Annotated in this window: 24 protein-coding genes and 1 tRNA gene; 14 read left to right on the forward strand and 11 right to left on the reverse strand. The window is 64.0% G+C overall.

Annotated elements, in window-relative coordinates; genetic code table 11:
* Positions 1-60 precede the first annotated feature (60 nt).
* From P3F85_RS03520 to P3F85_RS03540, 5 genes are all read left to right on the forward strand, one after another.
* Positions 61-576 carry an HNH endonuclease gene (locus P3F85_RS03520; RefSeq protein WP_374009873.1) on the forward strand — a complete coding sequence of 172 codons (516 nt, stop codon included), beginning with the start codon at positions 61-63 and terminating at the stop codon, positions 574-576.
* Between the two features lie 24 nt (positions 577-600).
* A tRNA-Arg gene (locus P3F85_RS03525) sits at positions 601-672 on the forward strand.
* Positions 673-803: 131 nt separating this feature from the next.
* Complete coding sequence (locus P3F85_RS03530) at positions 804-1,649, forward strand: NYN domain-containing protein (RefSeq protein ID WP_374009874.1); 846 nt, start codon at positions 804-806, stop codon at positions 1,647-1,649.
* Positions 1,650-2,224: 575 nt separating this feature from the next.
* Positions 2,225-4,168, forward strand: coding sequence for a UvrD-helicase domain-containing protein (locus tag P3F85_RS03535; RefSeq protein ID WP_374009875.1), 1,944 nt, complete (start codon positions 2,225-2,227; stop codon positions 4,166-4,168).
* A gap of 156 nt (positions 4,169-4,324) precedes the next feature.
* Entirely contained in the window at positions 4,325-5,122 is a 798-nt protein-coding gene (locus P3F85_RS03540) for a DUF2510 domain-containing protein (protein WP_374009876.1), read from the forward strand.
* A gap of 67 nt (positions 5,123-5,189) precedes the next feature.
* On the opposite strand, the gene P3F85_RS03545 is transcribed toward P3F85_RS03540, so the two are convergent.
* Positions 5,190-6,059 carry a DUF308 domain-containing protein gene (locus tag P3F85_RS03545; protein ID WP_374009877.1) on the reverse strand — a complete coding sequence of 290 codons (870 nt, stop codon included), beginning with the start codon at positions 6,057-6,059 and terminating at the stop codon, positions 5,190-5,192.
* 485 nt (positions 6,060-6,544) lie between these two features.
* On the opposite strand from P3F85_RS03545, the gene P3F85_RS03550 reads away from it, so the two are divergent.
* A complete protein-coding gene (locus P3F85_RS03550; protein ID WP_374009878.1) occupies positions 6,545-7,573 on the forward strand; it encodes a DUF2510 domain-containing protein in 1,029 nt (342 codons plus the stop codon).
* Between the two features lie 2 nt (positions 7,574-7,575).
* Here the strand turns inward: P3F85_RS03550 and P3F85_RS03555 are convergent, their stop codons facing one another.
* Both P3F85_RS03555 and P3F85_RS03560 read right to left on the reverse strand, forming a co-directional pair.
* Entirely contained in the window at positions 7,576-8,223 is a 648-nt protein-coding gene (locus tag P3F85_RS03555; protein WP_374009879.1) for a response regulator, read from the reverse strand.
* A gap of 23 nt (positions 8,224-8,246) precedes the next feature.
* Positions 8,247-9,491 (reverse strand): sensor histidine kinase, encoded by a 1,245-nt coding sequence (locus tag P3F85_RS03560; RefSeq protein ID WP_374009880.1) that lies wholly within the window; start codon positions 9,489-9,491, stop codon positions 8,247-8,249.
* 165 nt (positions 9,492-9,656) lie between these two features.
* Between P3F85_RS03560 and P3F85_RS03565 the strand changes: the two genes are divergently transcribed.
* The 5 genes from P3F85_RS03565 to P3F85_RS03585 all read left to right on the forward strand — a co-directional run bounded on the left by P3F85_RS03565 (position 9,657) and on the right by P3F85_RS03585 (position 13,115).
* Positions 9,657-10,202, forward strand: coding sequence for a DUF4352 domain-containing protein (locus P3F85_RS03565; RefSeq protein WP_374009881.1), 546 nt, complete (start codon positions 9,657-9,659; stop codon positions 10,200-10,202).
* Between the two features lie 108 nt (positions 10,203-10,310).
* Positions 10,311-10,568, forward strand: a complete 258-nt coding sequence (locus P3F85_RS03570; RefSeq protein WP_374009882.1) for a DUF2510 domain-containing protein — start codon at positions 10,311-10,313, stop codon at positions 10,566-10,568.
* Positions 10,547-10,771: a hypothetical protein gene (locus P3F85_RS03575; RefSeq protein WP_374009883.1), complete on the forward strand. Its 225-nt coding sequence runs from the start codon at positions 10,547-10,549 to the stop codon at positions 10,769-10,771. Before P3F85_RS03570 ends, P3F85_RS03575 begins: the two co-directional genes overlap by 22 nt.
* Positions 10,772-10,929: 158 nt before the next feature.
* A complete protein-coding gene (locus tag P3F85_RS03580; protein ID WP_374009884.1) occupies positions 10,930-12,711 on the forward strand; it encodes a hypothetical protein in 1,782 nt (593 codons plus the stop codon).
* Positions 12,712-12,731: 20 nt separating this feature from the next.
* Positions 12,732-13,115, forward strand: a complete 384-nt coding sequence (locus P3F85_RS03585) for a hypothetical protein (protein ID WP_374009885.1) — start codon at positions 12,732-12,734, stop codon at positions 13,113-13,115.
* Positions 13,116-14,166: 1,051 nt separating this feature from the next.
* On the opposite strand, the gene P3F85_RS03590 is transcribed toward P3F85_RS03585, so the two are convergent.
* A complete protein-coding gene (locus P3F85_RS03590; protein ID WP_374009886.1) occupies positions 14,167-15,330 on the reverse strand; it encodes a tyrosine-type recombinase/integrase in 1,164 nt (387 codons plus the stop codon).
* Positions 15,331-15,498: 168 nt separating this feature from the next.
* Between P3F85_RS03590 and P3F85_RS03595 the strand changes: the two genes are divergently transcribed.
* Positions 15,499-15,828 carry a hypothetical protein gene (locus tag P3F85_RS03595; protein ID WP_374009887.1) on the forward strand — a complete coding sequence of 110 codons (330 nt, stop codon included), beginning with the start codon at positions 15,499-15,501 and terminating at the stop codon, positions 15,826-15,828.
* 8 nt (positions 15,829-15,836) lie between these two features.
* Here the strand turns inward: P3F85_RS03595 and P3F85_RS03600 are convergent, their stop codons facing one another.
* The 7 genes from P3F85_RS03600 to P3F85_RS03630 form a co-directional block, all read right to left on the reverse strand.
* Entirely contained in the window at positions 15,837-18,569 is a 2,733-nt protein-coding gene (locus tag P3F85_RS03600) for an AAA family ATPase (protein WP_374009888.1), read from the reverse strand.
* Positions 18,570-18,906: 337 nt separating this feature from the next.
* Entirely contained in the window at positions 18,907-19,179 is a 273-nt protein-coding gene (locus tag P3F85_RS03605; protein WP_374009889.1) for a hypothetical protein, read from the reverse strand.
* Between the two features lie 101 nt (positions 19,180-19,280).
* Complete coding sequence (locus P3F85_RS03610; RefSeq protein ID WP_374009542.1) at positions 19,281-20,351, reverse strand: IS110 family transposase; 1,071 nt, start codon at positions 20,349-20,351, stop codon at positions 19,281-19,283.
* Positions 20,352-20,874: 523 nt separating this feature from the next.
* Positions 20,875-21,084, reverse strand: a complete 210-nt coding sequence (locus tag P3F85_RS03615; RefSeq protein ID WP_374009890.1) for a hypothetical protein — start codon at positions 21,082-21,084, stop codon at positions 20,875-20,877.
* A gap of 304 nt (positions 21,085-21,388) precedes the next feature.
* Complete coding sequence (locus tag P3F85_RS03620) at positions 21,389-21,841, reverse strand: hypothetical protein (RefSeq protein ID WP_374009891.1); 453 nt, start codon at positions 21,839-21,841, stop codon at positions 21,389-21,391.
* Positions 21,838-22,221 carry a helix-turn-helix domain-containing protein gene (locus P3F85_RS03625; RefSeq protein ID WP_374009892.1) on the reverse strand — a complete coding sequence of 128 codons (384 nt, stop codon included), beginning with the start codon at positions 22,219-22,221 and terminating at the stop codon, positions 21,838-21,840. The genes P3F85_RS03620 and P3F85_RS03625 overlap by 4 nt, the downstream gene beginning before the upstream one ends.
* 44 nt (positions 22,222-22,265) lie before the next feature.
* On the reverse strand, positions 22,266-22,784 hold the full coding sequence (locus P3F85_RS03630) for a hypothetical protein (protein WP_374009893.1): 519 nt from the start codon (positions 22,782-22,784) through the stop codon (positions 22,266-22,268).
* A gap of 334 nt (positions 22,785-23,118) precedes the next feature.
* Here P3F85_RS03630 and P3F85_RS03635 point away from each other — a divergent pair, with 334 nt between their 5' ends.
* Positions 23,119-23,439: a transposase gene (locus tag P3F85_RS03635; RefSeq protein ID WP_374008526.1), complete on the forward strand. Its 321-nt coding sequence runs from the start codon at positions 23,119-23,121 to the stop codon at positions 23,437-23,439.
* A gap of 8 nt (positions 23,440-23,447) precedes the next feature.
* The gene (locus tag P3F85_RS03640) at positions 23,448-24,314 is read left to right on the forward strand and encodes an IS3 family transposase (RefSeq protein ID WP_374010977.1); all 867 of its coding nucleotides are present in this window, start codon (positions 23,448-23,450) and stop codon (positions 24,312-24,314) included.
* Positions 24,315-24,663: the final 349 nt, after the last annotated feature.

A 24,663-nucleotide genomic window follows, 5' to 3' on the forward strand; every position in this document is an offset into this window, starting at 1 on the left:
GGACAGTGCCCTTTTTGTTTGCCTGAACACCCGTTCTAACGCTTTTCGGGAAGGTCGCAGATGAAGACCCTGGTTCTGAACGCCAGCTACGAGCCACTCGGCGTGATCGCCACGCGAAGAGCCGTCATGCTCGTGCTCGCCGGCAAAGCGTCCACCATCGCGGGGAGCGGTGCGCAGCTGCACAGCCGTTCGCTGGTGCTGGATGCGCCGAGCGTCGTTCTCTTGAACCAGTACATCCGCGTGCCGCACCGCCGCATCCCGCTCACCCGCAAGTCCGCCCTCGAACGCTACGGCCACGTGTGCGCCTACTGCGGCAAGTTCGGCGACACACTCGACCACGTCATCCCGCGCGCCCGCGGCGGCACGCACACCTGGGACAACGTGGTCATCGCCTGCTTCCGCTGCAACAACGTGAAGTCGGACCGCCTGCTCGCCGACCTCGGCTGGAAGCTGCCCTTCGAGCTGAAGGAGCCGCACCTGAACATGGCCAGCCTGATCAGCATGCGCTGGGACGACCCCAGCTGGAACGAGTACACCGAGCCCTGGCGGCGGCACGAGCTGCAACTCGCCGGCTGACGCTTCGATAGACTGGCTCGGCCAGCCTCTGTAGCTCAATGGAAGAGCAGTTCCGTCCTAAGGAAACGGTTGGGGGTTCGAGTCCCTCCAGGGGCACCTTCGGGTTGCGGTAAAACAGCTGGTCAAGGGCATAATTCACACCTCGGATAACAGACGCTATTCACAGTTTGCCCACAATTTGCCCACAGCAACGCCGAAAAACTCTACGGAACTCTAAGGGTGCCGCTGTGATCACAGTGATGCTGTCATGCCCGGATTCGATTCGACCCGGCCTAAGCAGCCTCGTGGCTGAAGTGGTGCCGGCGGTTCGGCGCACGGCATGCGATCCTTATGCCGTGACACAGGCCAACGACCTACTCGCGGTGCTGATCGACGCCGATAACGTCTCGCCCACAAGGATCGCTGCAGTTCTCGCAGAAGCTGCCCGCTTCGGTACGACGTCGGTGAAGCGGGTGTACGGAGATTGGACGAGGCCGAACCTTGCCGGTTGGAAAGCCGCGGCGAGTGAGCATGTCATCCAGCCGATGCAGCAGTTCGCAAACACGACTGGGAAGAACGCCACCGACAGCGCGCTCATCATCGACGCCATGGATTTGCTTTACACGAAGCGCTTCAGTGGTTTTTGCATCGTGTCATCGGACAGCGACTTCACCCGATTGGCCTCTCGTATTCGCGAAGAAGGAATCACCGTCTACGGTTTCGGCGAAAGGAAGACACCTGAGGCATTCCGTAATGCGTGCGATCGCTTCACCTATCTGGACGTCTTAGACGAACCGCTCGCAGAAAACGCCATTCCGACTCCCTCCCGAGTTCCCACATCGGAGCTTCGCGCCGACACCAAGTTGGTGTTCGGCCTCCGGACTGCAGTCGCGACGGCCAGTGGCGAGGACGGATGGGCGAACCTCTCCACAGTCGGCAGCCTTGTGCGCGCGCAGCAGCCGGACTTCGACTCCCGGAACTGGGGCTATTCCAAACTCTCGGATCTCATCCGCGCGACGAACCTGTTCTTGATTGAGGCTCGAACTGGCGGCGGGCACCAAGTCAAAGACAAGCGGGTGCAGAACGGCGACTGAGGCCAAGAACCGCACTGCCCTGGCACGCCATCCACCCGGCGTGCGCTAGCCCAAACGGGGGATTCTTCGGCGCCATTGTTATCTCTAGGCTCGGCACATGGCGCGTCGACAAGCCCGGGCTTCGGATCTTCTCAAACTCTGGCTCATTGAGTTGGTTGTCATCGTGGGCGCCGTTTACTCAAGCAGTCGACAGGCGAGTGCGGAGCTATGCGGTGTCTCCGGATCGGATGCACGAAGCGACCTCTTCGAGTGTTTCACCGGCTCTCTGGCTCGGATGGTACTTCCGTGGGCTGTCGGCGGCTCGATTCTGATCGGGTGCATGGCTTTAATCCTCAGCGTGGTCTACGCGCTAGGCCGCCGCAGCGCCCGACCACCTGCCTCCCCCTCCTAAGGGGCGTATCGGTACCCCTCACGCTGCAGCGAGACTGAACATTGACATCTGGCGATAGGCCGCTTGGGGGTGCGTTTTGGGATCGGCAGGTCACTCCGCCGGTGAAGAAGGACGACGACTCAGCGCCTTAGCAGCAGAGCACGACCGACTTGCTGCAGAGGCTCGAGAAGCCGCAGAGCGCTGGATGATCGCGCACCGAACCGAACGGCAGGTCGCAGGTAGCCTGGCGCCGCTCTCTGCGGCTGGCTACTCGTTTCTTCACGACCGAGGATGGCCAGGATCCCGGTCCCGCGCTCAGATCGATCATGTGCTCGTTGGGCCGGGCGGCCTCTTCATTGTCGACACGAAAGCATGGGCGGACGTCGAGATCGCGGCCGGTCGCATCTTCCGTGGTCAAGCGGACGTCACGGACGACCTAGGGGGTTTAGCCGACGTCGGTTATGGAACTGAAGCAGTTATGGCGGAGCTCGGCTTGGCACCCGGGGAAGTGCACGTCGTCGTTGTGCTGGCTGGTCGCCGCATGCCGCCGACAGAAGTGGGTGGTGCCGTCGTAGTTGGTGAACGACAGGCCGCCACCTACATCAACTCGTATGGTCGACGTCTGACGGATGTGCAGGTCAATGCTGTCCTCAGCGCAGCGCTCAACCATTTTCCGGTCCTGAGCTCGTCGCCCGCGATGTTGGACGCGAGCGTCCGCGAGCCGGTCCTCGCGGAGTCTGAGCCGGAGCCGCTGCTGGAGCTCGACGAGGTGACGGACATCCTTCTTGCGGGTCTGATGGCCGAGCCAATCGAGGAGTGGATGGCTTTCTTGCACCCGAGCCAGGCGAAGCTCGTGAGACGCGGTTTCAACGGTCCGGCGCGCATTCGGGGTGCTGCTGGTACGGGCAAGACGGTAGTCGGTCTCCACCGGGCCGCCTATTTGGCGAGGTCGCAGCGGTCCAAGGTGCTGGTTACGTCGTTCGTTCGAACGTTGCCGGACGTGCTGAGCAATCTCCTGGCCCGGCTCGCGCCCGACGCTGCGGGCAGCGTTGAGTTCGTCGGCGTCCATGCGTTCGCCCTGCGTCTGCTCAAGCAGCGCGGCGTCCGGGTCAACCTCGACGGGTCGGAGGCCGCGTTGGCGTTTTCGTCGGCCTGGTTACGTGTTGCCGCCGGCGGCCCGCTCGCCGGCGTCGATCCGAATCCGCATTACTGGCGAGACGAGATCAGTTACGTGATCAAAGGGCGCGGACTGTCGCGCTTCGAGCAGTACGCAGACCTGGTCCGGACCGGTCGTCGCCGGCCGCTGAACGTCGATCAGCGTCGTGAAGTGTGGAACCTCTTTCTGGCCTACGAGGCAGAGATTCGAGAACGGAGAATTCACGACTTCGATGATGTGATTCTGCTGGCCGAAGCTTCGCTGCGTTCCCAGCCAATCACCGAATATGGCTGCGTGATCATCGACGAAGCGCAAGACCTGACCTGTGCGATGGTGCGCATGCTGTACCTGCTCGTCGGAGACAAGCCTGATGGACTCACGCTGATCGGGGATGGACAGCAGACCATCTACCCCGGTGGGTTCTCTCTGACCGAAGCGGGCGTTTCGATCGCAGGCCGCGGCGTCGTGATGTCGACCAATTACAGGAACACGAAGGAGATCGTGGACTTCGCCTCGGCACTAGTGGACGGAGACGAGTTCACTGACATCGAAGGCGACATCCGCGGTCGAGACGCGTCCGGCGACGTGCCGAGGTCCGGCCCCGAGCCAATCTCTCAGCGCTTCGCCGATCGAGCGACCCACGACAAGCAGCTCATCACCTACTTCGCGGGTTTGGAATGCCCGCCCGGCGACGTGGGTGTGCTGTGCCTCACCAACCAGGGCGTACGAGACGCGCTTCGAGCGTTGAGCTCGGCCGGTGTCCCCGTCCTTGAGCTGACCAAATATGCAGGGATACCGGTCGACGCGGTGAAGGTTGGCACGATCAAGCGCGCGAAAGGTCTCGAATTCAAACACGTTCTTCTGCCGCGAGTTCCACCCTCGCTGCTCGACTCCCTCGACCACGACGACGAAACCGCCACGATCCATCGGCGCGAGCTCTACGTGGGCATGACTCGGGCACGAGATGGGCTCTGGGTCGGTGTCTGTCCATAGCGCCGGTCGTCGCTTGCGGTCAACGGTAGGCGTCCACACCTACCGCAAGACGCGGCGCTCCGCGATACCAGGCTTCTAGATCCCCCGTACTGGGGTTCGGATGGGTGACCGCGGCCAAGTAACGTGGACAGGTTGGATGTATTGCGAGGAGAACTCATGAGCACACCTGCTGGCTGGTACGACGACGGTTCCGGAAGGCTCCGGTGGTGGGATGGGACACAGTGGACGGACCACTTCGCTGACCAGCAGCCGCAGGTGGTAGACGCGACCGGCGCGGTCGTCCAGGCCGCAACCCGGCAGGGAGTGTTTGAGAAGGTGAAGGGCGCTGCTGCGTCCGTTGCTTCGGAGGCTCGGGCGAACCTCGGCTATGGTGTCAGCACCGCGGCCGCTATTCGCGACGACGCGGAGGTGGCCGTTGTCGTAGCCGGTGACGATGTCCCGCTGTATGAGGTCGTCTCCCACATTGATGGGAAGAACGCCAAGGTCAGACTGTGGCCTGATCGAATTGAGTGGGAACGCGGTCGGGGCGTGTCCGGCGGGAAAGTCACCGCTGGTGTCCTGACGTTCGGGGCCTCATTCCTGGTCACCGGGGTTAAGGGTGGCAAGGACGCCTACGAGATGCTTCCGATCAACCAGATCACTTCCGTTGGTAACCGTAAAGACGGAATGCTCTACCATCTCGTCGAGGTCCAGACCGCGGGCGGGACGGTGGGGTTCCGGGTCAACCGCGACGACGCCGCAACGTTCCGGCAGGCCATCCTGAATCTCATGCAGGCCCGAGCGGCCGCCCCAATTAACGTGCAGGTCGCGAACGCTGCACCAGAGCAGCCGGCGGTGGCCGCCGCTCCCGATCACGTTGGGCAGTTGCAGCAGCTCGCGCAGCTGCGCGACGCGGGCATCCTTTCCGAGGACGAGTTCGCGGCCAAGAAGCAGGAGATCCTTTCGCGCATGTGAATGACGCAACGACAAGACGGGGCGTCTCCACCAAGGAGACGCCCCGTCTTGTCGTTAGATCGGTGGGTTATCCGGCGGCGACTGTCCATGCGCCGTCGGATTTGACCACGACGACGGTCGGGCCTGCGAACATCGGCACCTTGCCGGAGTATGCGCCGATGGTGTTCACGGCGAGATTGGGCATAGCGCCGCCGTATTGGATGACGGCGAAGTTGCTCTGACCCTGGTTGGTGAATGCCCAGTTTCCAGCGGCTCCGCCGTACTTGAACACCTGGTCACCCGTTGCGCTACCTGGGAGGGTGAGGTCGGGAGCGGCGCTGACGGGGCTGATGGTGATGTTCCATGCGCCGTCGGCCTTCACCTGGAGGTTGACTCCGCCGTCCCCGAGCGCGTTCATGCCGTACGCGGTGACTCCGGAGTAGTTGCCGATGGTGTTCACCAGAAGGTCGCCAGTGGGCTGATTGGACGCGTCGAGGATGTTCAGTGCGAAGTTCGACGAACCCTGGTGGCTGGCGGTGACGACGCCGGCGTTTGCTCCGGCAGGGAGGGCGATGACGCTGTCACCGGTGCCGGTCTGGTTGATCGGTGCGAACGTTCCGTACGTCTTGTCGTAAACGGCGTTTGGGTTTTCCGGCGCCTTCGTTGGGGCGGGTTTCGGCTCAGCTGACTGGGACGGCTGTGCAGCCGAGGACGTCTCTGCTGCGATGGGAGCGTCCGCTGCGGTGCTGGCCGTGGTGTGAGTGCCGTAGACGGCGGCAAAAATGATGCCGAACAGCAGCGCCACCCCGCCAAGGATCGTCCCCGTCAGCGGCATGCCGCGTTGGGCAGGCTTTCGGGCGAGGGTAATGATCCCGAAGATCAAGGCGAGAATTCCCAGGACGATGCCAAGGGCAGCGCTTGGGGTGAAGGAGAAGATCGTGCCGATGATGCCGAGCACGAGGGAGGCGACGGCCAGCCCATTGCCCTTCTTCTTCGCTGGCGGTGCCGGCGGGGTGGTTCCGGCAGCAGCGTAACCCGCAGGCGGCGGCGGAACAGCGCCGGCCGGTGCGTTGGCGTATCCGGGAGGGGGAGGTGGGACTGCGCCACTCTGCTGTATGGGGAGCGCACCGGGCGCTCCAGCGGCCGTCGGATGCGGCGGGAATGCCGCCGGCGTCGAAGGAACGACTCCCGCGGTGCTCGGAGCGGGCGGCGGTGCGGGAACCGAGCCGGAGGCGGCGGAGTCGGGCTGCTGTGGTGCGGGTGGATTCGGGTCACTCATGCTTGTGATCCTGTCAGGTCTTATAGATAACATGCGTCCCCCACTAAGGGTGAGAGGAGCTGTCTACTGTTCGCTCACCGAACCGATTCCCGAGTCGGCTCGCGCAAGCTACTGCGCCGCAGATTGTACGAGGCCGATATGCTCCTGCCGAGTGGAAGGACCCGATGAGCTCGACTCCTGCGAACTGGTACGACGACGGAAGCGGCCGCCTGCGGTGGTGGGACGGCGAGGCGTGGACGGAGCATTTTGCCGACCCGATCAACTCCTCGCAGGCTGTCGCGATCTCGCATCGCCATACAGCCCGAGCGCAGAAGGCTATAGCGAAGAATGCCAAGGCCGCAGCTGCGATTGTGATTTCGAACGCATTCGCTGACGGGACCCTGGACGCTGTCGCGTTGGATACCGAGACGGTGGAGTCGTTCAAGGCTTGGTGGTGGGCCTATCAGCGTCTGAACACGGCGGCGGACCATGCTTCTGCGGCTCGGGTCGAGGATGAGGAGAAGTCGATCCGTGACGCTCGAATGGGAGCCCGGACCGAAGGTGACCGGACGTTGCGCAAAGCCGTCGAGGCTCGGATCCTGCGCCTGGAGCAGGAGGGGCGGCTTCGTATCGGCGCGACCCACATCGGAACCGTCGAAGCCGAGGGCGCGCTTTCGAGGTCAGGCAGGAAAGTCCCCAACGTTCCGGGTCAGACCGAAAAGTGGGTCCAGGTGCTCAGCGACCGGGTCATTACGCCATCCGGAGCGCACGTCATCGACGCATACACGAGCGCGCAGGTCTACTTGGATGGCCAGTCCCAGATCATCCAGCGACCGACCCTCACACGGATGGCTGTGCTGGCGCCGCTGCCTGGTTCGGCATTGATCCCGGGTCTGGCTCTCCAGAAGAAGGAGAAGATCGACAGCCGTCAGGGAGAGTTTCAGGTCGGCGGCCGCGGATGGGCCGCGCGTGTCCTCGTTCACCCGGATCGATTGTCCATTCCACGTCAGCTTGCTGAACAGGTCAATCGCGCGGCGAACGTGGCGGCAGACGCAATTGAATCCGCGAATCGGCAGTCGCGCGAACGCGCCCTCCCTCCTGCCGCCGGTTCAGACCTCAACGCCGAGCTCGCGAAGTTGGCCGCCTTAAAGGAGCAGGCCCTGCTCACCGACGAAGAGTTCACCGCGGCGAAACGGCAGTTGCTCGGACTCTGAGGTTACGCTCCAGAGCGGGCGACGACGACGGCGAGCTCCGTTCTCGTCCGGACGCCCCACTTGCTGCGGATGCCGGCGAGGGTCGACTTCACGGTCGTCTCGGCGACGAAGAACTGCTGGGCGAGCTCCGCATCCGAGACGCCGGTCACCAGTGCCAGAGCGAACGCGCGTTCCCGGTCGGTGAGCTGCGCCATCTTCGCCGTCGCGTCCCGGCGAAGGTCGTTGCCGCGGGAGTCCTGCACCCAGGAGGAGAGCTGCCTCGCCGCCCGCGGCGAGAATGCGGCGTCGCCCGCAGCGACCTGGCGGACCGCATCGAGGATGCGATGCGGGTCCTCGTCCTTCAGCATGAAGCCGGCGGCGCCGGCCGTCACCGCGTCCAGGACGCGGCCGTCCTCGTCGAAGGCGGTCATCATGAGGAACCGGGGAGTCGTCCGGCGGAACGACTGCACGACCGCGACGCCGTCCATCCGCGGCATCCGCACATCGCAGAGGACCACATCCGGATGGTGCGCGGCGACCGCCGCGGCGACCTCGTCGCCGTCCGAGCACCGGCCGACGACGTCGATGTCCTCTGCGGTGTTCAGAATCATGGTGAGCCCGTTCGCGGCCATCGTGTCGTCGTCGACGACGAGGACACGGATGGGCTTCACAGCGTCAGCCTACCGAGAGAGCGTCACCGGGGCGTCCACGGCAGCCACGCGATGATCGCGAACGCCCCATCCGCGGTGGGGCCCGCCTGGAACGAACCGCCGACGAGCCCGACGCGTTCGCTCATACCGGTGAGCCCGTGACCGCCGCCGATCGAGGTTGGCCGGGCTCCTAAGGTCATCCAGTTCGTCGACGTGACGGTCACCCCGGTCTCCGGTCCTCCGCGGACCTCCACCCGGATGGCCTGGCCCGGTGCGTGCCGGCGGACGTTGGAGATGGATTCCTGAACTAGCCGGTAGCAGGCGTGGGCAACCTGCGGATGACACGTCGCCGCATCGGAGACGAGCACCTGCGCTCGGACGTCAACGCCGTCGCGGAGTGCTTCGTCGATCAGCGAGGCGATGTCTACCAATCCGCTACTCGTTCCCGCAGCGCCCGGATTCCGGAGGACGTGGACGACATGACGGAGCTCGTCTAGCGTCCCCTGCGCGGTCTCTCGGACGATCCGGGCGGTCGCGGTCGCCTGCTCGTTCCCGTCCACGGTCAGTTCGAGGGCTCCCGCATGCAAAGAAAGGGACGACAGCCGAGCCGCCAACGTGTCGTGGAGCTCCCGGGCGAGCTCCTGCCGCTCCCGTTCCAACTCCACCTCGCGGTGGAGGACGGCGACGTTGCGGGTGGCGGCGGCGGTGTCCAGCTGGGCGGCGTCCCGTTCGCGCCGGATGCTGCGCAGGAAACCGAATCCGGCGAACGGGGCGACAGCGAGCGCGGCCAGGATCGGCACAGCCCAGAACAGCGCAAGGCGTGCCGGCGTTCCCTCCGCCGGTTCGCCGACGAAGTCGGACAGCAGAGAGGTGTGGGAAGCCACATCCCAGCAGAAGCTGACCACGGTCGCCGCGTAGACGCCGACGATGAACAGCCACCGAATCCACCTGGCGGTCGCGGCGACCACCGCGGCGCATGCGACCAGAGCCACCAGCGGCGTCGTCGGGAACACGACGGTCAACGTGACGGCGATGCCCGCCACGAGGACCGGCCACCGGTGCCGCCACACCAGCATCACCGAGGCGCCGATCATCAGCCACGCGCCGGCTAGCGCGAGAGTCTGGATCCCGGCGGGGAAGGTCGACGGCGGCGTCCCGTGGATGCCCGCGCCGGAGATCGCCAGCAGCGAGCACAGCACCGCCAGCGTGATCGATCCCGTCAGGGCCCACGCGCGCCGGGCACGGGAGCGTGCCGGGGCGGCGGAAGGGGCAGAGGGCGCGATCGTCATGGTCCTGATCGTAGAGGCGGCCGCCGACCCGCCCCACCGCCTTTCGGAGGGGCGCCATCCCCTCCTTTCGGTCACGGGACCCGGACCGAACCGACGTGGTGACTGTCGGGGGCTGGGCGGTGTGCTTGTGGACGTCGAACAGACCACACACCAGGAGGCAACATCATGTCCCGTCAGACCGCTCTCGCCGTCACCGCCGCCGCTGTCATCGCCGGCGCCCTCGTCCTCAGCGGCTGCTCCGCCGGGGAAACGACCGCCGCAGGCGGAACCAGCACCGGCGGCGCCACCGCATCCGCCCCTGCAGCACCGCAGGTCGCGGGGCTCAACACGCCGGTGAAGGTCGGCTCCTTCGAGTACACCGCAACCGGATCCAAGGACGCCGGCGCCACGGTCGGCGCGTCCCCACTGACCCAGACCGCGCAGGGCACGTTCATCGAGGTGGACCTGACAATCAAGAATGTGGGCAACAGCGCCGCCACGTTCCTGTCCAACTACGTCAAGCTCGTCGACGCGTCCGGCAAGACCTTCGACGCCGACCCGACGGCCACCCTCTACGCCAGCCCGAACCAGTCCGCCTGGGTCGCCGCGATCAACCCCGGCAACGCGTTGACCGGGCCGATCTTCTTCGACGTCCCCGCCGGGACCAAGGCGGTCAGCGTCCAGGTGTCCGACAACGCCTTCAGCACGGGGCAGACCATCAACCTCGGCTGACCGAAAGACCGGGCGGCGAGCAGAACGCGAACTGTCCGCCGCCCTTCCGCGTCCTGTCGACCGCGTTCAGCGTGGCCCAGCGGCCGATGTCTGGCACAATGGGTGGCCATGGACACCACTCAAGACGGCCGCTCGCTTCCGCCGGCCGGCTGGTATTCGGACCCGCAGGACCCCACCCGTGAGCGCTGGTGGGACGGCACAGGGTGGAGTGAGCACCAGCGCGATCGAGCGATCGCTCCACCGGCGCCGGCGGGCCCGCAGTATGTCGCACCGCCGCAGTCGCTCAGCCGGCGGGGGCGCCGCAAGCGACATATTCTCCGGTCGCTGGGCAGCAGCCGTATGCCGTGCCGCAACGCGCAGGGCTAACGCCGCTCGGTAAGAATGCCACGACACTGGGCATCGTCGCCGGCGGGCTGTTTCTGCTTGGCTTCGTGCTGCTGATGCTCGGAGGCACCGTGGCGCAGTTGAACTTCCTCTTGTTCCTCGGGCTGTTCTCGTTCTTCGGCACTTTCGTGTGCGGCGTCATCGCGGTGATCCTTGGGATCGTCGCCGCTGCTCGCCGCAGTTGAGCCCGGCGGCCGCGAAACCCTCGCCGGACGCGGAGGTACGTCGGTCCATCAGGTCGCGGCGTGCATTCGGCTGGCGGTTGTGATGACTATCGCTATCCTGGCGTCACGGTGTGACTGCCGTACGCACACGCCGAGAGCCAACACGAATGAGGTAGATCTTGTCGCAAGAACCGATCCTGCTCTTCCTACACGGAGTCGGTGACGGCGATCGGGCTGGGGTTTGGAAGACCCGCCTCAACGAGACGCTGTTGCGTCTCGGCTATCCCGGTCTGCCTGATGCGGAGGTCATTGCACCGCAGTACGCCCACGCCCTCAAGGGAACGGACGATGACCACCCTCTTCCCGTCGTCACAATCAAGCCCTTGTCGCGCGATGCGGCGCGGCAGAACAGGCGTGATTTCGAGCGGCGGATGGCCGCCGTCGAATTCCGAATCGGACGTCATGAGAGCGGCTCCGGCTACATCGGTGGCGACATCGTCATTGATGCCGCCCTCCGCGCGCCGCAGATGGAGCAAGCGCGTAAGTACCTCCAGGATCGCCAGATTCGAGCGCACGTCCTGACCCGAATCCTCGACCACCTCCCGGAATCCGGCCGCCTCGTGATCGTGGGACACAGCCTTGGTTCCGTAATCGCTGCGGACCTCCTATCTAGGCTCCCCGTAGGGCTTCAGGTGACCGGCATGGTGACGATCGGGAGCCCGCTGGCGAGCGCGAGGTTCGACGTTGACAAGCTGCGTGATGCGCTGAAGGATCCTCCGACGAATCTTGCGTGGTGGCTGAATATCTGGAACGAGATGGATCCTGTGGTGGCGATGCGCGGTGTCTCGTCCGTGTTTCCCTGGATGGTGGACTTCCGGATCCGCCAGGACTTGGGCAAGCGGGCGCATTCCGCCGACCTCTACTTGGGCATCGACAGTGTGGGCGAAGCGATCGGCTTTGGGTTGTTCGGGTCTCTTTCCAAGGAGATCGTTGTAGCCGACACCGGTGTCGACATCGCCCTGGACGAGGTCGAGAGTATGGCTCTGCTCGCACTGCGATACGCCGAACTGACCCGACGCGGATTGAGTGGAGACCTGCAGGACCGCTTTACGGGAGCACTTCGCCAGGTTCAGGCGATGGCCGTTGCCGGTATCCGCGCCCGCAACGCCGCATTGAGTCGCCCCATGCCCCGGGCGGTTGGCGCCCTGGAGTTCGACCTGTCGGATCCGATGGCCACGTGCCCAGAGCCGCCTCTCGCACACCGGATCTTCAAGGAGCAGGCGATCGTCCCGTTGACCGTTTTGGCGACAGAGAACATCCTGAGGCCCTTCGAGATCTCCGTTGATCGCAACAAGCGGGAGCTCGCAATGACCGAGCTCGCCGCAGAGATGGGTTTAGGCACCCGATTCGGTAAGGACGTCTTCGCCGCTGTGAAGGAGGCGAAGCAGGTGCTCAGCGGCGCCCGGGAAGTGAATTGGGTCAAGTGGGGCGCGATGGGAGCCGGAGCAGCGCTGCTGGTGGTGGCAACCGGCGGGATGGCCATGGCCGCGGGTGCAGGCCTCGTGGGCGCGGCAGCGATCACTAGCGCGCTAGCCGCCTTCGGCCCGGGCGGAATGATCGGCGGTCTGGTAACAGCCGGTGCACTCGTCACGGCCGGCGGCGGCGGTATCGCCTTCGGCCTAGCGAGCCCGGGTACCACTGCGGAAACACTCGTGGCGGTTGTCGAGCGGCAGTTGGCTGCAGAGATCGTCCGCCTCAAACAGGGTCTTAGCCCGGATCCCGGTGTGTGGAAGACGTTGGTCGAAACCGAGATCGAGGTACGCCGCCAGCACGAGCGGCTCGACGAGTTCTCCGACGAGAGCGGGGCCACCCTCAAGGAGCTGAAGCGAAAGCTCGAGACACTGGAGCGGGCGATCTCGTATCTGCGAAAGAACAACCTCGAGCGATCACTAGCGCGCTAGCCGCCTTCGGCCCGGGCGGAATGATCGGCGGTCTGGTAACAGCCGGTGCACTCGTCACGGCCGGCGGCGGCGGTATCGCCTTCGGCCTAGCGAGCCCGGGTACCACTGCGGAAACACTCGTGGCGGTTGTCGAGCGGCAGTTGGCTGCAGAGATCGTCCGCCTCAAACAGGGTCTTAGCCCGGATCCCGGTGTGTGGAAGACGTTGGTCGAAACCGAGATCGAGGTACGCCGCCAGCACGAGCGGCTCGACGAGTTCTCCGACGAGAGCGGGGCCACCCTCAAGGAGCTGAAGCGAAAGCTCGAGACACTGGAGCGGGCGATCTCGTATCTGCGAAAGAACAACCTCGAGCGCGTCGCTGCACCCGAGTCCGAGACCGCGTACGAGGAGAATGCGCCAGCCTAACAACAACGGGAGATGGGCAAGCGAGACCGCAGTTACCGGTTGACCGTACTTGCCCGCTAGCCGATTGCCTCTGGATCAGTTGCCCATCCGATGCACAGCGTGCCGACCGGCAAACCATAGGCCCGTGTCGGCCGACCTCCGGAATGTACCGAGGGTCCCGACACTCGAAACATGCACGTCGACCTTCCAGGAGTGCAGACCGGCTAGAGGTAGGGCCGCAGAATTCGCATGCAGTTGGCGATAGAAGCTGGTTATTGATGGAGTGATCAAGTGGGCTCGTTCCTTCTGCTGCGGATCGACGAGAAGAATTGAGTCACTGTCGGTCCCTTCGTTCTGCATAAAATGCATGGTCAAGTGGAGCGGGTCACCGCCTCCTGCGTTGTTGAACCACTCGAAGCTGGACGCTTCTCTCGAGCCGGTGAAATCTCGAAGCCATCGATCCCATCGGGCCGGCCGCTGCGTTACGTCCTCAGCCGGCCACGGCTCCGCGGAGATGAGGTCGAATATCGGACGCCTTCGGAGCAGCCACTCAAAGTAGATGTCGAGTCCCGAATCGCGCCCCCACACATGCTCAATGAAGCGGAGTGTCGGATCCTCGACTGGCCTGCCGAGCTCGTACCAGCTCTGGAGCCCGCGATGCGGGGCGCTCCAGCCGAGCCTGTAAAGGAGCAGGAAGTGAAGTGCCCCCCAGTAGCCGAGAGATTGGGCGTGCGGATCACCTCTCCGGGGCGGAGACGGGACTGGTGCGCCGGAGCGTGGGGACGCTAGTGCTTGGAAGCACCCAGCCACTCCCCAGCCCCACGAGAATTCATGGCCGAATGCTTCTTCGGCGATGAGATCGCCGGCGCCGATCGAATCGGGAAAGGACGTTCGGTTCAGGACAAAGTTCTGCTCGGTCGCAAATTCGATCACTCCGTCTGACAATGTCATCCCCTAGTTCTCGCGGTGAAGCACATGTTATCTAGTGCGCGGTGCGGACGCCCCACCGCGAAAGGGGTTTTGACCCGTCCGGGATACAACCGGTGGCGCGCCGAACGAATGGGCTGCCCGCTCAGTCCGCCCAGAGGCCACCTTTGCTTTCTTCAAGCACGCGTTGATTGAGCCGATCCGCGACAGAACGGAGATCGTCTTCGAACAGATCCGCGTAGGTGTCGAGCGTCATTGCGGCGGACTTGTGCCCGAGCATGCGCTGGAGAGCTTTGACGTTGGCGCCGGCGCTAACTGCCAGGCTGGCCGCGGTGTGTTTGAGATCGTGCGGCGTCATGTGCTCTAGTCCGGCTTGGCGAAGCGCTGTCAGCCACCAGGATTGCCGATTCCAAGCAGTATCGGGCCGCGCCAGGAAACCGCCAGCACGAGCGGGGAACACGAGGTCACTGCGCTTCTTCCCGTAGATGAGGGCTCCGAGACAAGGAGCGAGGAACGCAGGAAACGGCACTGAACGAGCCTCCCAACTTTTCGGCGGTCCGACATGGATGAGGCCGTCCACTTCTGTAGCGGTCTGGTGGATGGCGAGGCGGCAACGATCAAGGTCGATGTCGTTCGCGGTGAGGGCAACAGCTTCGCCCCATCGGATGCCGGTGTAGGCCAATGTCAGCACTAGGACGCTGCGATTCTCGTCGGGTACAGCTCGCGCGAAGCGGAAGACCTCCTCGTTGGTCAGATACCGTCGACGCTTTTTAGTTCCTTTACGCGGGAGGTTGCTCGCACCCCGAGCCGGGTTCGCCGGAATCCTGCCGTCACGCACCGCAACGTCGAGTATCCCTGCGAGGATCCCGACCGCGCGGAGAACGACGCCGGCCGACCTTGGCTTGCCGGCGTTGCCCTGACGGACCCGGACCGTGACAGCTTTACCCTGGCCGAGCTCCCGGATCCACTTCTCCACCGCGGAGGGACGGATCGCTCCGATCGGTGTCGCGGACCATCGCGGTTCGACGTAAACGCGCCAGGCGATGCGGATGGGGGAGAAGCTGGAGGGTTTGAGCGCTTGCTCCTTGTTGGCGAGCCATTCCTGGGCGAGCTCGCCGACAGTGATCTTGGATTGAGACGCCTCGAAGTAGGTCCCCTTCATCATCGCGACTTCGACGGTTGCGTTGTAGAGCTCCGCTTCGCGTTTGGTGCGGAACCCGCGCTTCTCGCGTTGCTGGTGTTCGGGGTCGCGCCAGCGCACGCGATAGCGCCGGCCTTTGGCCGACTCGTAAGCGTCGATGCTTCCCACTTCCAGAACCTAACTCTTGCCACCGACGAGGCCGGCTCGCGTTGACGACAGCAAGAGAGGTCGCCGGCTATCTGAGGGTGGGTGCACTCTGGACCTGTGAGAGAGACGCCTGAACCAAGACCGCGCGGAGCGACGGACGACGAAGCGGTCGAGCTGTGCAGGGATTGGATGCGCTACCTCGGCGCCGCAGACGTCGTCGTCGCAACCGGCGAGCCGCGCCGATTTTGCGACCTGTATGCGTCCGACTATCTCGGCTGGGTTGAGAACCAGCGAGGGAACCTCCAGATCGTTCGGGTTGAGCATGCGGCAGCGGTGGTCGCCGCCGACGGTCGTCGGGGACTGATTTTTGCACGTCACGGCGTGCTTCCGGCCGCAAGGGTGAGGGCCGATGAATATGGAATCGCGATCTTCGGGTTTGATCCTCGGGGTGGCACGCTTGATGGCGTAAATCTGCTTGGCCGTGAGCTGTTCGCAATGGCTCGCGCCCGGCGGAGCTAGCGGCATGATCACTTGACGCCGGCCGACGTGAGTTGACCATCGGGCGTACCGAGGATCGGTCCGGTGGACGATTGGGCAGCCCGACGGAGCTCCGTCAGCGCTGCCGCTCGCGACTTCTCCATCGTCTCTTCCAAATCGTGGCGTTGCATCATCTCGACTAGCTGGGATTTAGCGGAGTCGGTGGTCGGCGCAACCAGTACGACGACGTTGTCTTTCTTTCCACGGGTGAGGCCGACGTAAAGGCCCGCGGCGTCGACACCGGGGCCGACGAGGGCGCGGTCGGTTGTCTCGCCTTGAACCCCGTAGACGGTAGTGGCGTAGGCGAGATGGATGTGCGATGCGGCGTAGTGGAGGCTGACTTTCCTGAGATCGGTCGTGTCGGTGCTCGCCGCCAGGATCGCATGGTCGTTGCCGATGGTTTTCACGATCCAGTTCTGGCGGTTCTGCACATCCGCAGAAGTGTCGTTGCGGCGAGTCTGGACAACGTCACCGACGAAGATCGCCTGACCCGATTGTCCGGAAAGTGCACGTCCAGGTCGGACCGCCCCGGATTCGAGTCGGCGGCGTTGGATGGCTTCGCTGATCTCCTGGGCTTCGGCATGGGTTGCGGTGACTAGCGCAATCGTCTTGCGGTCGCGGGTGGCGTCGAACCATCCTTCGACCATCGCCTCCCGTGCGGCGTGCTGGCTATCGGTTAGCAGGACATGATTAGTTCGAAGGAGGTCTTCGGCGACCTCGAGCATCTCACGGTCGGCTTGAGGATCCCGGAGCCGATGCACGAGCTCGGCCCAGGCCGGATCATTGAAACGGTGGGTGGTAGCGAGCTCCACCCGATCTGGCGAGCGGCGCCAGAAGAGCGCCATGGCGCCCGAGTGCCCGACCGGCAGAGCTTGTTGCTGGTCTCCGACCAACGCGACGCCCACCCCAGTGTCACGCAGGACATCCATCAGCGCGGACGCGGCTTCGAGGCCGAGCATGCCCGCTTCATCGACTACGATGCGATCCCCGGGGCGGATGCTGATTCGGGGGCCGGGATAGGTGCCGCCAGAGGCCGGGTCCAGCTCGCCGATCGAGAGCCGCCGCCATTGAGTTGCGCCCGCCGCGGTGGTCGCCCAGCGCCATCCGTAGTCGTAGAGGAATTGGTGAAGGGACGACGATGCGCTCATCGTTTCGCGTCCGGCGACAGCGGAAGCCTTCTTGGTTGGCGCGACGATGATGATGTCGTGGCCGCGTCGCCGCAGAGCAGCGCCGGCAACCTTGAGCATTGTCGTCTTACCTGTGCCCGCCGGTCCGGAGATGACGACATTGCGGGAGGTGCCACCGATCGCGGCCGCGCCCGCGAGCTGTCCCTCATCGAGCGTCCGATGGGGCTCGATCGCGTGAGCGATCGCAGCGACCTCGTCTGTGTCGAGAATCTGTCCGGGCGCCGAGAACGCGTCTACCTTCTGCGCGAGGGTTGCCTTCAACGTTGCGGTGGAGACCGCCATCAGGTGCTTGACGTGCTTCGGCGCAACCCGCTCCGAGATTAACGTCACCGTGTGCGAGTGTGCCACGACGTCCTCGGCCAGCTCCGCGAGGACGTCCCGCTCGGTGACAACGCCGGTAGCTGCGATCGCGCGTAGAGCGCCGGCCCGCACGTCCATCACGCTAAAGCGACCACCGCTGCCGGTCGACCGGGCGTCCGCATCGACAACAGCCCTAGCTGCCAGCAACTCGAGGTCAAGATCCTGGACGGCAACAGACGGCAGAGACGCAGGAGAACGCTGGATGCCGACCGTGGGGTCGGCGGTATGTAGCTCTTCACGGACGAGTGCGGCCCAGCCGTCTTCGTTCAGCTTGCCCGGTTTGTTGGGTCGGCCGACAGCCCACGCCCAGTGGTCGATTTGGTTCAGCACATCGTGGGAGGGCTCCTGCCCCGGGTGTTGCTGCTTCCACCAGGCGGTGCGGGTGATCTTGTTGGCTTCGATCTGCGCAGACCGCTTCGACAATGGCCGCACCAGGTGCTGCAGTTGAGTGATCTCCCCGTCCTCGTTGAGGGTGAGCCCCTTTGCGGCGAGAGCGCTGATCCAGGTGGGGTCGGTGCGGCAGGCGAGGTCGCCTTCGGCGTTGATGACGTTCTGGAACCGCAACGCGACCCGGGTGTCGATGTTGGACCATTTGCCATCTTGGCCTTGGACTTTGACGTTGAGCCAGAGGTGGCGGTGCTTGTGCGGGTCCAGGGAGCGGGAGCGTTCGTGGCGAAGTTCGACGACTTCGATCCGGGCCAGGTCTTCTCGGATGGCGCCGCCTTTGCCGCGGCGGGCGTTGAGCTCGGACTGCCACAGCTTCACTATCCGGTCGCGGAGCCGGTCTTGGAGGTCTTCATAGGCTGCGGCCAACTCGGGGTCGAGCATGGCGGCGATCGAGAACGACTTCGGCGCGTTGATGGTCGCGTCCAAGATCAAGTCGGCGACGGGAGACTCGAGGTCGCGCCCGCGGCGCTCCCCGGTGAGGGGGTCGAGTCCGTCGACCCAGTCCTTGAGCTGGTGCCGGGTGAGGAGGTCGTCGCGGATGGCGCCGTTTTCGACGATGTACCGGGTCATGACGGCGTCGGCGTAGCCGGCGGCGGCGATGACACCGTCGGCGGTTTTGGCGGTGAGGGTGGCGTCACAGACGCCGCTGAAGGCGTAGTTGACGGCTTGCTTGACCCCGTGGGACTGCTGTCCTCGCTTCCATCTGGCTACTCCGCCTCGCACCTGCACGCACCTCCCTCGCACCTCGTATCGGCTTCCGAAAGCTGGACAGTCGTGTCCTTCGTTGGAAAACTTCCTCTACCTATTACTTCCGGTTCGCCGGGCGTTTTGGCGCGCAATTGGCGCGCGCTGCTGCTTTTCCCCGAATCGGCTCCCTCCGGGAACGGCGACGACCGGCCGCATTTGGCACGCCAATGACCACGCAGGCGAGTTGTGCTGCGGACCTGCCTCCGAATCGAATGACCTCATACCTACACGTTGTGTTTCCAAGCCGGTTTTGACGCGCAAAACCGAAACTCGTTGGATTCCACCCCAGGCAAAGACTCCGGCCAGAGGCCGCCGACGCTCAAGCCGGTTCTTTTTCGGACTGTGCGTACACGGCGAGTCTGGTCAGGTTGACGAAGGGTACGCACGCTGTCTCCGCAGTGAGCGTCGCGAGCCATCCGATCGGGGTTCGCGGGTCGGCGGCGATCGCCCACCCATCCATCGCGTACTGGCTGACGGTCTCCACGCACTCCTGCTTCTCTGCGGCAGTCGGGTCGGAGGAACCTTCCACGCCGATGAGTCCGCCTTGCAGTTCCGGTGCCATGTTGCTGGTGTCGATGATGAATACCCGCATCCCACTCACTCCCAAGGGTCGATCGTTTTGAGTGCCTTTCCGGCGGGTGATCGAGAGCGAGTGGGAGGTGCGTAGTGCCGGGACCGACGCTTCTATATCTGTCAAGTCGTCAGTACCGGCTGGTGGAGGGCGTTGAGTGATCGATAGATGCTCCGGGCGAGGTAGCGTTTCAGCGCCCGTCGGATCTCGCGTCGGCTTCGTCCTTCTTGGAGCCGGTTCTCGACGTAAGCGCGGGTTTCGGGATCGTGAATCATGCGGACGAGCACGGCCGTGTGGAGCGCCTGATTCAGGCGCCGGTCGCCTCCGCGATTGAGTCGATGTCGTGTGGTGTTGCCGGAGGAGGCGGGGATGGGACTGACGCCGGCAAGAGCTGCGAAGGCGGCCTCGGAGCGCACTCTGCCGGGGTGGGACCAGGCGGTAAGGACGACGGCGGCGGTGACTGGCCCGACTCCGGTGATGTGAAGCACCGGGGCGGCGGGGCTGGTCTGGATGAGGCCGGTCATGCGTTTGAGGTTCGCTGCCAGCTGCTGGTTGAGTTCCTGGATGCGACGAGCGAGGCGGATGGCCTCTTCCCGGGCGATCCCGGCTTCCAAGGGTTCGTCGCGTTCCCGCCACCGGGTCACGGTGCTCATTTGTACTGCGTTGAGGGGTTTGCGGGCATCGATCCCGAGGTCATTCACGCGCAGCAGCGCGGTGAGCGCGTTGATGTTCATCGTGCGTTCGTGACTGAGCTGGTCACGCGCGGCGACGAGTGTCCGTAGCGCAGCGCGGGTGCCTTGGTCCTGTCGGGGTGTCCGCAGCTGAGTCTCGTCGAGGCTGAGGACGGTGGCCGCGATCGTGTGAGCATCCAGCGGGTCGGACTTGCCGATTCCGTGGCGGGCGCGGGCGTTCATCCGCGGCGCCTCGACCACCTGGTAGCCGGCATTCGTGACAGCGCGGGCAAGCCCCGCGCCGTAGCTGGCGACGCCCTCGATCACCCAGAGGGTCTCGGCGTCGCCGCCGGTTCCCCGGCCGGCCCAGGCGATCGCGCGGGCGATCCCAGCCGGGGTGGTCGGGAACTGTTGACAGCCCTGCTGCTGGCCGGTGCTGGTATCGATGATGACGTAGGTGTGGGTGCGGGCGTGGCAGTCCACCCCGATGACATACGGGCGGGAGTGCGCAACGATAGTCAACGCGGCCGCCTCCTTCCTCTCTAGGGATCATTCGGATGGCCGCGACGCGGCCGGCGCTGATCCGGGAGGAAATCACTTCGGGGCAACACTGTGAGGGGTCACAACCCTTCGCGGGGTTGGACAAGCTTCTAATCAAGCCACCGACGTGGGCCGGGCCAACGCCGGCCGCCCCACCTGGAACGGACGAGTCGGTCCAAAGGCACTCTGTCGAGGCCACGTGGAGTAAGAGTCACGAACCGGGCGAGACGACCAACGCCAACCCTGCCAGCCAGGTCCCTGACCAGCCGCTCTAAGACTCACAGAGGAGTACCGGGGGAGCGCAGCGGAGGAGGCTACGCCGCGAAAGCCCGGCACGGAGCACCGGGAGTGAGCTACGATCGGGCGACGGAAAGGCCCTCAAACCTCAACAGGGTTGCGCCGCATGCGGCCTTAATGCGGCGGTCGAATATTTTGAGCTCCCGCCCGTCTCACGGCGAACGCGGCGACGAGAAGCGCGTTGGCACAGACATCGAATCTGCTCGCCTCAACGGTCCTGCGGCAGGAACCCGTCGCGCCGACCACTATCTATGTTGTTCAGAAGCGATCCAACGTCCTCGAACTGGTGATCGGGGTCGGAGGCCACGTGCCAGCCACGGTCGCCACGCGCAATGTGCGCAATCTTTCGATCGGAGGTGTAAATATCGAATGTGCCGTCCTGCAGCTCGATCCAGTCAAACTTCCCCTGCAAAGTCATGCCGGCACTCTACCGTCGGACCAGAGCTGAGCCTGAAAGACGGATGTGCCGCCCGAAAGTCAAAGGCATCAATGGTCCAGCAATCCTCGGGAGGCACGAGTCCGTCGGTTAGAGCGTACCGGTGCGGCATCTAGACCCAGTTGTTGGCGTTCGGCACCGCTGATCTCATGTGTAGTTGCGGTCGTGGGGCTGCGTCGTTACGCTCGCATGCTGCATTTCGCGTGATGCCGGGAGAGAAGAGTTAGGGCACTCGCCGGTTGCGGCGACGACGTCGCCCTGCCATCAGCGCAAGGCAATGCGCGCACTAAGCGCGTTGAGGCTTGCGCTCCGTCACATCGCTGGGGGAGAAGGTCAGGTCGCCGCGTTTCATTAGGGGCATCAGGAGCGGGCTGCCGAAAACGCGCTGCGTGAGATCAGCAATCGACTGCCGAACGTAGGGGAGGAGGGCCATTAGCGCTACCTTGTTGACGAAGTCCAACATGACTTCCTCGGAAATGTCCTTCGCCGACAGCTCGGTGAGGCCGAATCGAACCGCGAGGTCGGCGACTATCTCGGCTTCTCGCGTCTCGATGTCAGTTCGGAGTCGGACCTGGAAACCCTTGCCGTCGTCTTTCGACGCCAGGATAAGCACGTGAGAGGGCTCGATTTCCTCGTCGGGATCGGACTCGACCTCCGTGTTCCGGGCACTCAGCTCGAACGTGAGAATCGATTCCAGCTCGGCGTCTTCGGCGACCTGCTCTACGGTTACGTCACTCATCGCGCAAACTCGAGCCGCCGTGATCCCGCGCGCCAGCGTGTCGATCGCGAGCTCCCATGATTCCAGGTTGGCTTTGCGAGCGACGATTCCAGAGCGACTAGCACGACGTCGGACACGGCGGGATGACAATCGTCGACGATGTCATGCTGCACTAGAGCGCCAACTGCAAGCGCATATCGTCGCACCGTCGCAAGTTTGGGGTTACTGTCGAAGCGCTCGAACGACGCAACTGTGGGCTGGGTCACACCCATGCGCTCAGCGACGACCTCCTGAGAGAGACCATGCTGTTTCCGCAACGCGACGAGACTGCGAAGAAGATGGATGTCGCTCTCAACAAGGGCTTCAGCTCGAGCTTCAACGGCTGCGATATCCTCGTCCATAGATCAGAGTCTATGACGAATTTGCAAAAGTTGACAATCGGGTTCTAGCCCCAATTTGTAGGCACACCCTCTAGATAGAACTCGATCGCCTTTTCGATTTCGACGTTTTGGAGGTCATTGGTTGCGCGCTTATCGTCGCGAACGATCACCTTTTCATGTACGTGAAGACCAACGAAGGTGAACTGCGGATTTTCCGGCTCGCCGTGGTACGCGCGCACCGGGATAGTGCGAAAGACTGGATTCCCATCTTCGTCGGGCTCGTCGACTTTGACTTTGAATCTGATCTCGTAAAGGAAGTCGTTTCGATACGGGTCAATCTTCTTGACTTCGTTTACAGGCGTGAGATCACCTTCGATGCCCCGCAGCAAGTAGCCGCGAAACTCGGCTCGCGCAGCCGCCCACCTGTAAGGATTCCATCGCAGCCCTTCTCGGTGCATGGCGTCATAGAAGGCGGCCAGGGCTGCGTCTATAGCTTCAGCGTGCGCTGCTCGATTTGCACCGAACCACTTATAGTCAAGCGGCACGCCTCTACAGCACCGCGAGACGGGAACGCCGGAAGTCACGTATGTGAGAATACCGGGCATTCGGAAAAAGCGGTCGGACTCATCGGGTCGGCGTCGCTCCCCGCTGTGTGGGCATGCTCTTGCGGCTAATGTCCGTTCAGAGCCCGACCGCCTAAGTAGGATTAGCCGCTCTTTACCAGCGAGGAGAAGGTCGGCGGTTGCTCGCGGTGCAGCAATCTCCACTTAAGTGCCTACGTGCATCCGCTCTTTGCCTAGTTTTCTCTGTTGCTTTCCTGGCTCTTGTGTTTCCTTCTATCTCTTCCCTCTCTCTTGGTGTTCCCCCGGTTCCTCGGTCACTTAGCATCGGCCTTATTGGTTCGGGAGGTTGGTCTTTATGGCTAGACGTTTCCCTCGGGAGTTCCGTGTTCGTGCGATCGAGTTAGTCCGGATCAGCGACCGACCGTTGTCGCAGGTCGCCCGCGAGCTCGGCGTCTCGAACAGTGCGCTCTCGAGATGGGTCGCGGAGGACGACTTCGCCAAAGAGCAGGCGGAGAAGGCCTCTGGCGTGGTCCCGATCCTCGACGCAGACGAACAGGCCGAGCTGGTCCGGCTCCGTCGTGAGGTGCGCCGGTTGGAGACGGAGAACGAGATCCTGAAACGCGCGGCGGCGTATTTCGCGAAGGAGAACGTGCTCCCAAAACATCTTTCCGACTGATCGAGAAGCTGACGGCTGAGGACCCGCACCGGTTCAAAGTCGCGACGGTCAGCCGGCTGTTAGGGGTCTCCCGCTCGGGCTACTACACCTGGGCGAAGCACCACGTCTCGGCGAGGAAAGCCCGGGATGAGGAGATAGCCGCGGTGATCGCCCGGCTCCGATCGGAGAAGGGCGCGTTCTTCCACACCTACGGGTCACCCAGGATGCACGCCGAGCTGCGGATGGGCCACGGCTACCGGATTGGGCGGAAACGGGTGGAGCGGATCATGCGCGAGCGCGGCTGGGCCGGCGCCGTCAAACGCAAGTTCCGGTTCCGCACCAACCCGGCCACCAGCGAGGACAAGGTCAACCGCAACTTCCATGTTCCCGGCCCGAACCGGCTCTGGCTGGGCGACATCACCGAGCACCACACGGCCGAGGGGAAGGTCTACTGCGCCGTCGTCCTGGACGCTTACAGCCGGCTGGCGATCGGCTGGTCGATCGGATCCCGGATGACCGCAGACCTCGTCGTCGACGCTCTCCAGATGGCCCGCTGGAGGAGGTTCGGGGTCCGTGGGGCGATCATGCACTCCGACCACGGTTCCCAATACACCTCCTGGGCCTTCACCTCCCGCGTCCACGAAGCCGGGCTGATCGCCTCCATGGGCAGCGTTGGCGACTGCTACGACAACGCGATGATGGAATCCTTCTGGTCCGGCATGCAGATCGAACTCCTCGACAGCCAGCCCTGGACCACCAGACGGCAACTGGGGACCGCGATGTTCTCCTGGATCGAAGCCTGGTACAACCCGCGCCGCCGGCACTCCTCGTTGGGCTACCACTCACCGGCGGACTACGAGAAGATCGTCCCGACGACAGTCACCCTGGCTGCCTGAAACGACACATCAAACTGTCCGAGGAACCGGGGGAAGATCACTCTTGTTTCATTTCGCCTTTCCTTGTCGCTTAGCTTTCTTCGTTCCTCCCTGTCGCTCTCATCCTTCGCGTTTCGTCTAAGAGCCCTATCCGCTCGTTCATTCGCAGGCAACGACGTAGGCGACAGATTCGGCATCTACTCGGATCTGGTCGCGGTGGGCGGTACTCCCTCGTCGTCGTCGATGTGACGAAGCTCGATTTGCGCGTCTGGTGGACCAGCGTCTTGGTCACTGCCTCAACGTGAGGTCCTCGACGAAGGCCATCCGCGCGACTCTGCTCCGTTGTCTTCGCAATGCTGGGCATTGCATC

Source organism: Leifsonia sp. T36S-04 (assembly GCF_042465655.1).
Classification (GTDB): domain Bacteria; phylum Actinomycetota; class Actinomycetes; order Actinomycetales; family Microbacteriaceae; genus Leifsonia.